At 68.6% G+C, this 13803-nt stretch carries 7 protein-coding genes; 3 read left to right on the plus strand and 4 right to left on the minus strand.

Features of this window, described 5'->3' with window-relative positions:
- Positions 1-213 precede the first annotated feature (213 nt).
- Entirely contained in the window at positions 214-1671 is a 1458-nt protein-coding gene (locus tag ACH438_RS36595) for a S1 family peptidase (protein ID WP_397013968.1), read from the plus strand.
- Positions 1672-1901: 230 nt separating this feature from the next.
- Here the strand turns inward: ACH438_RS36595 and ACH438_RS36600 are convergent, their stop codons facing one another.
- From ACH438_RS36600 to ACH438_RS36610, 3 genes are read right to left on the minus strand one after another with little or no spacing between them, the layout of a single operon-like run.
- Positions 1902-4457, minus strand: a complete 2556-nt coding sequence (locus tag ACH438_RS36600; RefSeq protein ID WP_397013970.1) for an Hsp70 family protein — start codon at positions 4455-4457, stop codon at positions 1902-1904.
- Positions 4454-4870, minus strand: a complete 417-nt coding sequence (locus ACH438_RS36605; RefSeq protein WP_397013972.1) for a hypothetical protein — start codon at positions 4868-4870, stop codon at positions 4454-4456. Before ACH438_RS36605 ends, ACH438_RS36600 begins: the two co-directional genes overlap by 4 nt.
- 32 nt (positions 4871-4902) lie before the next feature.
- Entirely contained in the window at positions 4903-7599 is a 2697-nt protein-coding gene (locus tag ACH438_RS36610) for a hypothetical protein (protein ID WP_397013974.1), read from the minus strand.
- Between the two features lie 380 nt (positions 7600-7979).
- On the opposite strand from ACH438_RS36610, the gene ACH438_RS36615 reads away from it, so the two are divergent.
- Complete coding sequence (locus ACH438_RS36615) at positions 7980-10157, plus strand: sigma-54-dependent Fis family transcriptional regulator (RefSeq protein WP_397013976.1); 2178 nt, start codon at positions 7980-7982, stop codon at positions 10155-10157.
- Positions 10158-10307: 150 nt separating this feature from the next.
- Here the strand turns inward: ACH438_RS36615 and asnB are convergent, their stop codons facing one another.
- Positions 10308-12275 (minus strand): asparagine synthase (glutamine-hydrolyzing), encoded by a 1968-nt coding sequence (gene asnB, locus ACH438_RS36620; protein ID WP_397013978.1) that lies wholly within the window; start codon positions 12273-12275, stop codon positions 10308-10310.
- 526 nt (positions 12276-12801) lie between these two features.
- Here asnB and ACH438_RS36625 point away from each other — a divergent pair.
- On the plus strand, positions 12802-13797 hold the full coding sequence (locus tag ACH438_RS36625; protein WP_397013980.1) for a cytochrome c oxidase subunit II: 996 nt from the start codon (positions 12802-12804) through the stop codon (positions 13795-13797).
- Positions 13798-13803 lie beyond the last annotated feature (6 nt).

The following is a 13803-nucleotide window of genomic DNA, read 5'->3' on the forward strand; positions in this document are numbered from 1 at the left end:
GCTGTATGTGGTTCCGGATGGAAGCATTCACGCACCGAAGTCTCTCCCGAGATCGGGAAAATCGCCACCGCGTGCAATGAATGGTCGGTTGACCAGCGCATTTCCGACACGCCCAGGAATCGGTGGGGCGGCGTCGGAGTGGCTCGGGGCGGTTAAAGTCCGTTTCGGGAAAACGATCGGTCTCATTGGTGCGGTGTCCTGGGAGGACGGCGGATGGCATTCCCGAAGGCTGCTCGTCACACCGCATACGGGTGCTGCCTGTTGCTGGCCGCCGGGAGCGGTGTCGCGGCGGCGGATCCCGCACCGCATCAAGGCGATCTGCCCGCGACGCTTGCCGCGGCGATCTCTCGCGATCTCGGGCTCGACGCGACCCATTATCTGGCGCGCGCGGAGCAGGCCAAGCATCTGGCCGATTTCGAGACCGTGGCGCGGGTCGGGTACCACGACTCGTTCGCGGGGGTCCGCATGGACGGGGATCGCGCGATTGTCGCGCTGGCCAAGGGGAGTAGCCGCGCCGATGCCGGAAAGGCCGCTGAGCGGGCCGGATTCACTGTCGAGGACGTCACCTACAGTGAAGCCGCGCTGCATCAGCGGCGGGATGCGGTGCTGCGCTGGATCAGTGGCCAGCCTGCGAATATCACCGGGACGGTGTACGGCGACGGGATCGATGTCGCGCACAATGATGTCGTCCTGCACACCACCGGGGCGCCGCAACTGCCGCCGGTGCCGCCGGAACTGGGGCCGGTGCGGGTGCTCAGCGCGGGGGAGCCCTCGGTCGGGCCCTCGCCGGAATCGACCGGGGTGCAGCCGCTGGTGATCAGCGCGCCCGGTGGCGAGTACATGGGCGGCCGGGCTTTTGCGTTCGACTTCCACGGCGGGACCGCGCGCTGCTCGGTGGCGTTCAATGCCACCGATGCCAAGGGGAACACGCTGTTCCTGACGGCCGGCCACTGCGATCCTGCCAATCTCGATCCGAGCGTGAAAGGCTCGGGCCCGCAGCCGGTCTACGACTACTCCGACGGCAGCAAGGGCGAGGAGCTCGGCGTCATCGAGACCTCCAGTTTCGGGCCGCACGACTTCTCGATCGTGCACGTACGCGACGAGCAGGCGGCGCGATTCCGGAACAACCTGGTATCCACCGAGACTCGCGATGCACCCGGCAAGCCCGCCGCGGACACACCCGACAAACTTGCCGCGGACGCGCCGGGGAACAGCGGCAGCGTAGGCTCCAACGACCAGACGGCCCTGCCCAGCGGCAGCGGCGGTGAACCCGGCACACCCGAGGCCGCCACGCCCTCGACCCCGCTGAGCGCCGCGTCCGAACCACTGCGCATCGACGGCACCGCCTCGCCGGTGGTGGGTGCCCCCGCGTGCAAATCCGGCGCCATCTCCGGATTCACCTGCGGCACAGTCCTCGAGGTCGGCCGCAGCTATTCGCAGGGCGGTCTGCCCGGCCGCACCGACAAGGTCACCATGCAGGGCTTCTTCCGCGTGAACACCTGCGGCCTGCACGGTGACAGCGGCGGCTCGGTCATGACCGGCACCAAGGCCCTCGGCATCGTCAGCGCCAGCACCTCCGCCGACGCTTGCTCACCCACCGGCTCCATCACCGCCCAGCCGATCGACGCCGTCATCGCGGCCGTCCCGGGCCTCCAGATCCGCTCCAACTGAACCGTCGCCGCCAGGTAATGCTCTGTCGGAGTCGGGGAACGTACCTCGCGTCCGCCCGAATATGGCCGCGAACGTGCTCCCGGGCTACGGATCACCCCAACGGGGCCATGTCCCGTGTGCTGGGGCCGATCTCACGCTGAACGTGCGTCGGCCCGACTGGACCTTGCTCCGCGCTCGGGCGAATGCGCGCCGACTGCGGTGAACCGGCGGCCGGGGCGAGGCTGAATCTGTCAGGGGGACTGGCGCATTCCGGCTTCGCGGCCCCAGCCGGCTATGCGGAGTTGGAGGGGACGGAGTTTGTCGTAGTAGATGTTGCGGAGTTGTTCGGGGGCGGAGGGGCGTTGGGGGTCTACGTCGTCTACCGCGAGGGAGATGGCTGCCAGGTCGGCGAAGAAGTCGTCGCGTTGGGCGGGGAGTTCGATGCGGTCCTGGGGTTCCAGGCGGGAATCGGATTGGAGGTCGGCGTATTTGGTGCGGATGGCGGTGTCGACCTCGTCTATGCGCTCGCGGAGCCAGCCGCGGAGGGCACTGGGGGTTTGTTGCATGATGACGATTTCCCGGATCGCGGGGATGGCCATCGCCTCTTGGATGAGGTCTTCGAGTTTTTCGTGGACTCGGGGCCAGGCTACGAAATCGCCTGCTTGGAAGGCTTCGCGGCCTTCCGATTCGAGGGCCTCGCGGCGTAGGCGGAAGGCGGGGGCGCGGTCCGGCTCGACTCGTTGCAGGTAGAGGACGAGGTCGTCGAGGGATTCGAGTTTGCGTTCGAAGTCGGCGAGCGGGGGTTCCAGATAGTCTTCGGGGCCGCGGCTGTGGAGGAGGCCCTGCAGGATGGTTTCCACCTCGAGCAGCAGGTGGTGGGCCTTGGCCTGGTCCTGGGTGCGGGCCACCAGGGGTTCGAGGGCGGTCAGGCGGGATTCGATCTCCGGTTCGGCCTTGGCGGCCTCGGCGCGGTGCACCTCGCGGCCGGCTTGGCGCCAGTCGGTGCGGGCCGTGGCTGTGCGGGAACGCAATTCGGCCCACGGCGCGACCTCGCGTACCGGAATCTCGATGGCGGCGGTGGCGCTGCGGTCCAGGTGCGGGATGCGGACCGAGGCGTGAATGGTCCAGCCCACCGCGAATTCGAGGGTGAGCTCGACCGGGGTGCCGGGTTCCAGATCATCCGGCAGGTCGCGGATGCGGACGGTGCCGATGGGGATCCAGCCCTCGTAGAGGCGCACGGCAAGGGTGGTGCCGCGGGTCGCGGTCTCCAGGCGCTGGAAGACGCGATGCGGAATCTTGGTGCCCGCCTTCACGACTCGGCACAGTTGCCGGTCGAGGAGCTCCACCGAGAAGTCGTGGGCGAGGATATCGCCGGCCAGATCCGGTACGGCCGGGCCGGATTCGATGCGCACGCCCACCTGTTCGGCGGCGATCTCCACACCGTCGGCGAGCACTCGGACGGTGCATTCGCCGGTCTCGTCCAGCGGCACTTCGATGAACAGGAAGGTGCCGGTCTCGTCGAGACTTTCGCGCAATACCTCGCCGCCAGTGGGCTCGACCTCGACCACCAGCTCCCCGGCCTCGAGCTCCCCGCACAGCACTCGGCCCGCGATATCGACCGAATCACCCTCCGGCACCAGGTTTTCCAGCTCCAGAATGCTGCGGCGAGTGGCCAGACTCCCCGCCTTCAGCGCCGCGCCGACCGCGACCACCAGCTCCGGATGGAACAGCCGCGGGGTAAGCCCGAAGCGCCCGGCCAGCAACTCGGCCACCAGCGGTACCCGCGACGAGCCGCCGACCAGCACGATCTCGTCCAGATCCGCGAGAGTGAGCCGCGCCTTGTCCAGCGCCTCGGCGCAACGATCCAGGGTGCCGCGGACGTGACCGTCGATGAGCCGGTTGAACTCGTGCCGGCTCAACGGCAGATTGATGGACATGGGCAGGCCCGCGCGATCCTCCAGATCCTGGTTGATGATCTCGGTTTCGGTCTCGCGGGTCAGTTCGTGCTTGGCGGTTTCGGCCAGCGCGAGCAGGCGGGCCAGGCGTTCGGCGTCGGCCGCGTCGCCCGGTTCCACGCGCAGGTCGTAGGCGGGGAGCTGGGCGATCATCCAGTCGACGATGGCCTGGTCGAAGTCGTAGCCGCCGAGATAGCGGTCGCCGTCGAAGGATCGGCTGCTGAAGCCGTCCTCCGGATCCCACGACACCACCGAGGTGTCGAAGGTGCCGCCGCCCAGGTCGTAGACCAGGAAGCGGCGGGATTCCGCGTCGGAGCCGCCGTTCTCGTGCATGTGCGCCAGCGCGGCCGCGACCGGTTCCATGAGGGTTTCGGCCACCTCCAGCCCGGCCTCCGCGCCCGCCTGCGTGGTCTGCGTCTTGGCGCTGGTCTCGAAGTAGGCCGGGACGGTGATGACGGCGCGGTCGATCGGCACGCCCAGCGCCTGCTCGGCCACCGACTTGAGATGCCGCAGCAGATGCACCGACGCCTGCAACGGGGTCAGTGTCGCATGACCCGCGGTGACCGGCTGATCGGTGCCCATATTGCGTTTGAAGAACATGGCCGGCGGCGTACCCGGCTGGCGCGCTTTACGTTTCGCGAGCGCACCCACCAGCGGGGTGCCGTCGGGGCCGATCCACACCGCCGACGGCGTGGTCAGCGAGAGATCCGGATTGGCGACCAGCAGCGCGCCGCCCAGCGGGCGCAGGCGGCGGCTGTCGATGAGCTGCTGCTTGTCCGGGATATCGGCATCGGCCGGAATGGCGATGCAGCAGTTGGTGGTCCCCAGATCGATACCGGCGACGATGCTCATGCGGAGGGCTCCTGGTCGGCCGGGGCGGGCAGCAAGGCGAGCAGCACCCGGTAGTCGAAGCCGGCCTCGTGGTCCTGGGCCGGGGCTTCGGTTGCGGTGGACAGGGTTCGGCTCAGTTCGAGCAGGTCGTTCAGGTCGGCGAGATCGTCGCCGGACGGTTCGGGGCGGTGGGTGAGCAGCTCGGCCGCGATGCGGGCGCGCGGGGTGGCGAGCTGCTCTTCGGCCTCGTTGACCTGCGCGACCGTGAGGATCGCGCCGAACAGCGGAAAACGCTTGGCATCGTACGAGATCCGCTTGCGGCGCGCGGCGATGCGGGCGCGGGTGGCGGCGCGATCGGCGGTCGGGTCCACGTCCAGGACCTGGAAGGCCGTCTCGTAGTAGGGATTACGGTCACGCCACGACCAGAGGTTCATTGCTGCTCCGATACGAATAGGGGAGGTCATCGCTAGAAGAAACCCACCACGCTGCCGCCCTGCGCGGCGCGCTCCCATTTACCGGCGGCCACGAGCAGGTCACGAGCGTTGTCGTAGGGGCTGATGCCGGGCAGGCCCAGGCGCAGGGCGATGTTCAAATGTGTGACGGCGGAACGGAATCCGGTCCGATCGGCGTACGGGTTGGCGCGGACGCGATCGATGGTCGTCACCAGTGAGCAGACGCCGAGCCAGAACTCGTGCCGGGCCAGTTTGCCGCTGAAGGCCGCCCGATCGCTGTCCTCGGTGACCGGGCGGGTGCCGATCGTCATCTGGCGCACGGTCAGGCCGAGTTCGGCCCGCAGCGGCTCCACCATCGTGTCGACACGCTCCAGCACCGGCCGGGCGCGATCGCCCCAGCCCTCGCCGCGGCGGTTCTCGTCCTCGACCGTCTCGATGCCGACGTCGAGGGCCAGCTCGGCCAGCGGGATATTGTCGGCATCGATCTCGAGCCAGGCCTGCACCTCGTCGAGGGCACGGTCGAAGCGGGCCTCCCGGGTCATGCGACGGATCTGGCCACCCGCCTCACGGGCCAGGCGGGCGCGGGCGCGCTTGATATCGGCGGGCTCGAACGGGGCGGTGCGGATGAGGTCCAGATGGGCACGCGCCCTGGGCAATTCGTCCTTGCGCAGGTCCTGGACGCGGGTGACGTGTGGTTCCAGCACCTGGGCGGGTAGCTCGCCGCGGGCCTCGTCGACCGCGCGGGTCACCTCGTCCGGAGTGGTCGCGGCGCTGACCGCGGTGAGATGGGTGCGCAGCCGATCCCAGAAGGTTTCATCGGCGTGCAGCCGTGCCCAGGCGGCGAGCGCATTGCGCCAATGCTCGAAAGCAGCTGCGTCGCCCTCGATTTCGAGCTGGTACGCGCGGGCGTGCTCGGCAATGGCCAGATGGTGCAGGCTGTCCGGGTTCGGTTCGCTCTCGGTGTCGTTGTCCTGCCAGAGGCGCAGCGCGGTCTGCGTCCAGGGCCGGGCGGCGCCGTCCTCGGTGAGGGCGGCGAACGCCAGCCGATCCAAGGGGCGTTCCAGGGCCGCCGTGGTCTGCAAGCGGACCATGGTCTCGGAGATCAGGATCGCATGCTGCCGCAATTCATCCGCTGCCTCCCCGTCCGCGCCGGTGAGCAGCTGGGTGGCCTGATCCAGCAGGGTGCGGGTCCGGTCGAAGCGGGCGAACAAGGTCGCCCGTGCCGCGCGCGACAGGAAGGTCCGCGCCGTATTCAGGCGCAACGCATCCAATTCGCCGCCGGCGCCGTGCAATTCGGAGTCGGCCGCGCCGATCAACTCGGGCAGCAGCGTGGCATCGACGCGCGATACCGCGGTCAGGACGGTCGCGGCGTCCACCATCGCGCGGCTGGGCCAGTGTTCCCGGAACTCGGTGAGCAGCATGCTCGCGCCCTCGGCCACGAGCGCATCGTCGTCCTCCAGCGCACCCAGCACGAGCCGGATATTGGCCCGAAGGCCGATATCCGACGGGTCGCCGGCGCCGTCAGTGCCCGCAGCGCTGAGGTTTGCATCGGCCCCGGTGCCGGTGTGGCCGACCATCGAGTCGATGCCGGCGGCCGCGGAGTCGCTGGGTATCGATCCGGGGCCGCTTGCCGGCGGCTGCGTACCTGCGGTCGCGTCCAGTAGCTCGCGGAGTTGTCGCCGGGCGGTGGCGCGGTCGCCGTTGCGGAGGTGGTCGAGGGCGGCCAGGAACTTGGCAAAGTGCTGGATCGGCTTGTCGCCCTCGCGGGTTACCTCGGTCAGGGCAGCGGCGGCCGGGCGGCCTTCCATTACGGCCGCCGTGGCCAGGACCAGATTGCGGTACGGGGTCGGGGTGCCGGGGCCCTTGAGCTGGTCCGAGGCCGTGATGCCGCGGCGGAGGCGGTGGTAGGCGCCGATGTCGTGGAGGTGGCGGAGGCGGGTGCGGGCCTTGGTGCCGCCGCCGAAGCGGTCGGCGAATTCGTAGCGGCGGGCGGCCTCGGTCTCGTCGCCGCGTGCGGCGGCTCGGTCGCCGAAGTGGAGGAACCAGTCGGGGCGGGTGGCGGGGCCCAGGGCGTAGAGGAGCATCCAGACGGGGGAGGTCGCGCCGGAGAATTCGTAGCGGGTGAAGTCGCTGTCGACCAGGTCTACGAGGTGGGTGCGGGCGAGGCGGGCGAACTCGGGGGAGGGTTCGGTGCCGGCGCGGACCGTATTGCAGAGCCAGGTCGCGAGTTCCGCGTCCGATTCGAGCAGGTCGCTTGTGGCGGACCAGGTTTCGGCGAACGATTCGGCGTTCGGGTGCTGCAGCCAGGCGGTGTAGACGGATCGGGTGGTGGGTTCGTCGATGCCGATCCAGCTGTTCAGGCGGGCTACCAGGCGGACTGCCGCATCGGGGTCGACGGTGGCGACCTGGGCGGTGCGGTCCTGCAAGACGGTGCGACCGGCCCGGAATTCGTGATCCTCGCCGAGTGCGAGGAACTCGTGGATCGCCTTGACGATCAGTCGTGTGCGTTCGGCCGGATCCGCCGCATTGTCGGCCGCGGTGAGCCGGTCCTGGAACTTCCGCCACACCGGTGAGGTCACTTCACCGATCGGTGCGATGCGCGGCTGCGGCGGAACCGTTGCCGCCGGCCCGCTCGAATCCGATCCGGCAGCACCCTCGGCGCCCGGCGTTTCACCACGCCCGTCCTCGCCCCGCGAACGGCGCCACTTCACCCCGAACTCCTACTGCCGTGCACTGCGACCTCCACTCCCCTGGGGGACCGGCGCAGATACTCCACCCCAGATCAGACCTGAGACTAATCCGAAGCTGTGAGTCCGCCAAGCCCACACTGTGCGGGTGGGGGAGTGCCATGCACCACCGGCCCCGGCCCGAAGCAGCCTTGGGCGGTGGCTTTCGGGCGACCACGGTGTCTCCCGAAGGCCGGGGCGGGTGGGCGTTTCCAACAAGCGCCACGGCGTGGGGCACGTATCCATCAGCGGCCATGGTCGCGGTCGTTGGTGCATTCAGTCTGGCCAGAACGGCTCGATCTCGATGTCCCACTTTGGGACACTCGATATTCGACGGATATCGGAGCCGACGGAGAGGAGCGCTCGTGAACCGGACCCATGACATCGACCGGGTCGAACTGGCACGCGAGAATTTCCTGACAGCGGGGCAGGTGCCCGTGGACGCGGTGTCCGGCGTGGTGTCGGCGTCCTGGCGGCGGTCCCGCGACGCGGGGGTCAATGACGTCGCCAATGTGCTGGATCGCGGGTATGTGGGGGATGTCGACCTGCAGACCAGGTTCGTGCACTGCGCGCAGCCCGTGATCGACCGGCTGGCACAGGAATTGAGTGATATTCCGGTGAGTATCCTGCTCACCGACCAGAATTCGCGGGTGCTGATCCGGCGCGACAATCAGCGCGGACTGGGCGGGCGGTTCGACAACGTGTTCCTGGCGCCGGGCTTCTCGTACGCCGAGGAAGCCGTGGGCACCAATGGAATCGGCACCGCGCTGGCGTCCGGGCGGGCAATCTTCATCCGCGGGCCGGAGCATTTCGCCGAGAACATCACGATTTTCGCGTGTGCGGGCGCGCCCGTCCGGGATCCGCTGACCGGGTCCGTGCAGGGCGTACTGGATCTCAGCTGCCTGGCCAAGGACGCGAGCACCTTCATGCACTCGCTGGCGCAGCAGGCGGCCCGCAATATCGAGGCCGCCCTGCAAGCCAGCGGTTCGGTGCGGCAACGCGCGGTGCTGGACCGATTCCTGCGCGTCAGCCGCAATGCTCGCGGACCGGTGGTGTCGCTGGCCGGTGACGTCTTCATGAGCGATACCCGCGCCAACGAGGAGCTCAGCCCCCAGGAGAAGGCTTTCCTCCGCGAGATCGCCCACGGACTGGCCGGTGTCCGCGAGAGCATGATGCTCGATGTCGAACTCCCGACCGGCCGCCGGGCCCGCGTCCGCCCCGATCCGGTCGAGGCGGGCGGCGACGTGGTCGGCGTGGTCCTGCGCGTCGATCTCACCGCCCGCGAGCCCGCCGCCCGGACGGCCCCCACCGGTATGCCGGAAGTGCCGGGCGCGTCCTCGGTCTGGCGCGCCGTCTGCGGCGAGGTCCTGGCCGCCGCCCGCACCGACACCGCGGTCGTCGTCACCGGCGAACCCGGCGTGGGCAAGCTGTCCGTCATCGCCGCCGCCCACCGCCGCGCCCACCCCGCCCGCCCCCTGGTCGCCATAGACTGCCGCACCCCGGACGCCGTGACCCGCCTCCACCACCTCCCCGACCCCGACCGCCGCCCCACCATCGTCCTGGCCCACCTCGACGAACTCCCGGCAGACCTCCTCGCCGACCTCGACGAATGGCTGGAATCCCGCCCACCCGGCGGCTGGCTCACCGCCACCGTCGCCGTCGCCGCCACCGTCGCCGTCGCCGCCACCGTCACCGCCGTCGGCGACCTCCGCGCCGGCGCCGCTGCCGCCGCGAATATCGCTGCTGCCGTGGGCGACCTGCGTGCTGGAGCGGATGCTGCCGCGAATGTTGCTGCTGTGGTGGATGACCTGCGCACGCGAGTCGCCGGCGGCGCGAATATCGGCACCACCCAGGACGATCGACATGATGCAAAGGCGCCGGCCTCGAAAAATGGCGCCGGCGTGGACGATCAGCGCGCCACGATCGCGACCGGCGCTGCCGTCGGAGATCGGCTCGCGCCGATGGCGGCTGTCGCGAATGCCGCTACCGCGGCCGATGGCCTTCGAGACGGGGCGGTGGGTGCGGCGGAGACCGGTGTCGGCGAGGACGATCGAGTCGCCGACGCAGGGGAGATCTCGGCTGGGGAAGGCGTTCGGCAGGGCGATCTGGACGCGGTGTTGCGGCATTTCGGGGCGGGGGTGAGTGTGCCGGCGTTGCGGTATCGGATCGATGATTTGCGGCAGGTGGTGCCGCATTTGCTGCGGGTGCTGGCGCCGCGGCGGACGGTGGAGTGTTCGCCTGCGGTGTTGCGGGTGTTGCTGGGGTATGAGTGGCCGGGGAATGTGGCGGAGTTGCGGGAGGCGTTGCGGGTGGCGTTGGGGCGGCGGCCTGCGGGGGATCTCAGGGAGAGTGATCTGCCGGAGACGTGTTTCGGGTCGGCCAATCGGAGTTTGACGCCGATCGAGGCTGCCGAGCGGACGGCCATCGTGCGGGCGCTGGTGCAGACGGGTGGGAATCGGCGGGAGGCGGCGCGGCATCTCGGGATCGCGCGGTCCTCGTTGTATCGGAAGATTCAGGCGTACGGGATTCGGCCGGCGAACTGAACGCGGAACGGCCGCAGCGCACCTGGCGGCCCCTCCCGTTCGATCGCCCGCACGGACGCGAGCACCTGACGGCCGTTTCAGTTCGATCAACCCCCACGAATGCGAACGGCCGCACCCTCGTCCGAGGGTGCGGCCGCCGAATGCTGCTCGCTACAGGTTGACCGGGTAGACCGGTTCCTGGATTTCGGGCTTGATGCGGTTCTCGACGAAGATGCCGTGCCAGATCATGAAGATCAGGAGGGTCCAGAGGCGGCGGCTGTGGTCGAGCGGGCCGGTGCGGTGTTCCTCGAGCATGGCCAGGATGGCGGGCTTGTTGAGGAGGTGGTCGGTGCCGGACTCGGTGATCTGGGTGCGGGCCCAGTCGTAGAGTTCGGGGCCGCGCAGCCAATGCCGCAGCGGGACCGGGAAACCGAGCTTGGCGCGGTGCAGGACATGCGGGGGGACGATGTCCTCCAACGCCTGGCGCAGCGCGTACTTGGTGGTCTCCTTGGTGATCTTCTGCTCGACCGGGATCTGCTCGGCCACCTTGAAGACCTCGGCGTCCAGGAACGGGACACGGAGTTCCAGCGAGTTGGCCATGGTCACCTTGTCGGCCTTGACCAGGATGTCGCCGCGCAACCAGGTGAACAGGTCCAGATGCTGCATGCGCGCCACCGGATCCCAATCACGGCCCTGCATGGCGTAGATGGGGCCGGTCACGTCCTGATGCGTCCACTCGGGACGGAAATCGCGCAGCACGGAACGCAATTGGGCGTCGTTGAAGCTGCGCGCATTGCCGTAGTAGCGCTCCTCCAGGGTGAGCGAGCCGCGGTGCAGCAGGCTCTTGCCCCGGGTGCCCTCGGGAATCCGGTCCGACAGCTTGCCGGCCAGCTTGCGCAGCCCGCGCGGCAGGTATTCGAACGGCTCGAGCGACAACGGCTCCCGGTAGATGGTGTATCCGCCGAACAGCTCGTCCGCGCCCTCGCCGGAGAGCACCACCTTGACGTGCTTGCGGGCCTCCTTGGCCACGAAGTACAGCGGCACCAGCGCCGGATCGGCCACGGGTTCGTCCAGGTACCAGACGATCTCGGGGATGGCGGCCGCGTACTCCTCCGGGCTCACCATCCGCACGATGTGCTTGGCGCCGATGGCCGCGGCCGTCTCGGCGGCCACATCGGCCTCCGAGTAGCCGTGCCGTTCGAAGGCGGAGGTGAAGGTCAGCAGGTTCGGGTTGTGCCGGATGGCCAGGGCCGCGGTCGCGGTGGAGTCGATGCCGCCGGACAGGAACGCGCCGACGGTCACATCCGCGCGCATGTGCTTGGCGACCGAATCCTCCAGCGCCGCCGCGATCTCCCGGTACCGCGCCCGCTCCGAGCCCGCCGCGAACGGCCGCACCCGGAACTGCGGGTTGAAGTAGCGGGTGACGCGCGGCGCCTCGCCGGGCTCGATCCAGGCGTAGCAACCGGATTCGAGGCGGCGGATGTCCTGGTGCAGGGTCTCGGCCTCCGGCACGTACTGCAGCACCGTGTAGTGCTCCAGCGCGCGCGGGTCCAGGTCGTCCGAGAGCTGCAGCGCCGGAAGCAGTTCCAGCAGGCTCTTCTTCTCACTGGAGAAGGCGGTGCCGCCCTGGCCGGTGGCCAGGTAGAGCGGCTTGATGCCGAACGGGTCGCGCGCGATGAACAGCTTGTTCAGCTCGGTATCCCAGATGGCGATGGCGAACATGCCGCGCAGCCGGCTCGCGGCCTTGGCGCCCCAGTAGTGGAATGCGGCGGCGATGGTCTCGGTATCGCCCTCGGTGCGGAACATGGGCTGATCGCCGAACTCGGCCTCGTGCGCGGTCTTCAGCTCCTCGCGCAACTCGAGGTAGTTGTAGATCTCGCCGTTGAAGGTCATGGCGTAGCGCTCGGGGTTCTCCGGCGGTCCCCAGCGCAGCGGCTGATGCGAGTGCTCGATATCGATGATCGAGAGCCGGTTGAATCCGAAGATCATCCGCTCGTCGTTCCAGGTGCCCTTTTCATCGGGGCCGCGATGCCGCTGGCAGTGCAGCGCCTCGTACACCTGTGCCGCGGTCGTTTCGACCGTCCGCCCATCCGCGGTTGAAGCCGTGTCAGCTGTCAGAAAACCGAGCAGTCCACACACTGAGCCGAGATCCTCTTTCCGGAATCGGGGATGGGCACGAAACGTACTGTCCGAGTATGCCGCAGTCGGCTTGCTCCCGCTCCGCCGGATCACTATTGCGCTGGCACGCACCCATGTTCGCGGCCCGCCCCGGTTCTGGACCGAGTGGAGCGGGGGAGCGCAGCGGAGGAGCGGAGGGAGGGAAGAACCGGGGTCACGAGGGCCGCGAACCGCCGGAGCGAAGCGGAGGCAAATTTAGACACAGCCCGACCCGATCACAACGTGGGGCGTGGTTTGGTCTACGCTCCGTAGTACTTGGGAAACTCTCAGGTGCTGTGGCGCGTTCGCGCGTCGCACCCTGAGGTCCCTGATACGTGCTGAACATGTGTCATCCGGCGGAAGCGGGTCCGGGTGGCGCGGAGTCGGAATGACGACCAGGAAGGCGTTGAGTGTGGCGCACAAGGCGAGCGAAGCGATAGGGGCACGACCCGCCCGGGGTCGGCGGGGCCGCATCCTTCGTCGGGCCGGGCTGGCGGTGTCCCTCGGGATGACCGCGATGCTCGTCTCCGGCTGCTCGATCGACAACCCGTGGCTTCGGTTCGGTTGGCCCTCGGGCGTCACCCCGCAGGCCACCCGGATGCGCGAGCTGTGGACGTGGTCCGTCCTGGCCGCGCTCGCGATGGGCGTGCTGGTGTGGGGTCTGACCTTCTGGACCATCGCGTTCCACCGCAAGAAGCCGAACTCCCCGGAGTTCCCGCGGCAGACCGGTTACAACGTGCCGCTGGAGCTGAGCTACACGGCCATCCCGTTCGTGATCATCGCGGTGCTGTTCTACTTCACCGTGGTCGTCCAGAACTTCGTGATGGAGAAGGTCAGCAACCCGGATGTCACGGTCGACGTGACCGCCTTCCAGTGGAACTGGAAGTTCGGGTACCAGAAGGTCGTGCTGAGCGACGGCACCGTCTACGACGGCGTGGACCATGCCCGCCAGGACATGAACACGCAGATCCAGGACGAGTACAAGGAGCGCACCAAGGACGGGCACCCGCAGCCGGGCCCGAACAACGGTCTGCCGGCCAATGACATCTCGTACCTGAACTACGACAAGGTCGAGACCGTCGGCACCTCCACCGAGATCCCGGTGCTGGTGCTGCCGACCGGTAAGAACATCGAGTTCCAGCTGGCCGCCGCGGACGTCATCCACTCCTTCTGGGTGCCGGAGTTCCTGTTCAAGCGCGACGTCATGCCGAACCCGAAGCAGAACCACTCGGACAACGTCTTCCAGATCACCAAGATCGAGAAGACCGGCGCCTTCGTCGGCCGCTGCGCGGAGATGTGCGGTACTTTCCACTCGATGATGAACTTCGAGGTCCGGGCGGTTTCGCCGGCCGACTTCGAGAAGTACCTGAAGGCGCGGCAGGGCGGCATGACCAACGCCGACGCGCTGGCCAGCATCGGACAGTCGCCGGTAGCCACCACCACTCACCCGTTCAACACCAAGCGTGATGCGCGCGGCAACGAACTCGCCTCCGAAGTCAAGTGAGGGATG

This window comes from Nocardia sp. NPDC020380 (assembly GCF_044386975.1).
GTDB lineage: Bacteria > Actinomycetota > Actinomycetes > Mycobacteriales > Mycobacteriaceae > Nocardia.

Bases quoted from the DNA above. Each gene is read 5' to 3' on its own strand.
- ACH438_RS36595 (WP_397013968.1), top strand. From the start codon at position 214: ATGGCATTCCCGAAGGCTGCTCGTCACACCGCATACGGGTGCTGCCTG.
- ACH438_RS36600 (WP_397013970.1), bottom strand. From the start codon at position 4,457: ATGAGCATCGTCGCCGGTATCGATCTGGGGACCACCAACTGCTGCATC.
- ACH438_RS36605 (WP_397013972.1), bottom strand. From the start codon at position 4,870: ATGAACCTCTGGTCGTGGCGTGACCGTAATCCCTACTACGAGACGGCC.
- ACH438_RS36625 (WP_397013980.1), top strand. From the start codon at position 12,802: ATGACCGCGATGCTCGTCTCCGGCTGCTCGATCGACAACCCGTGGCTT.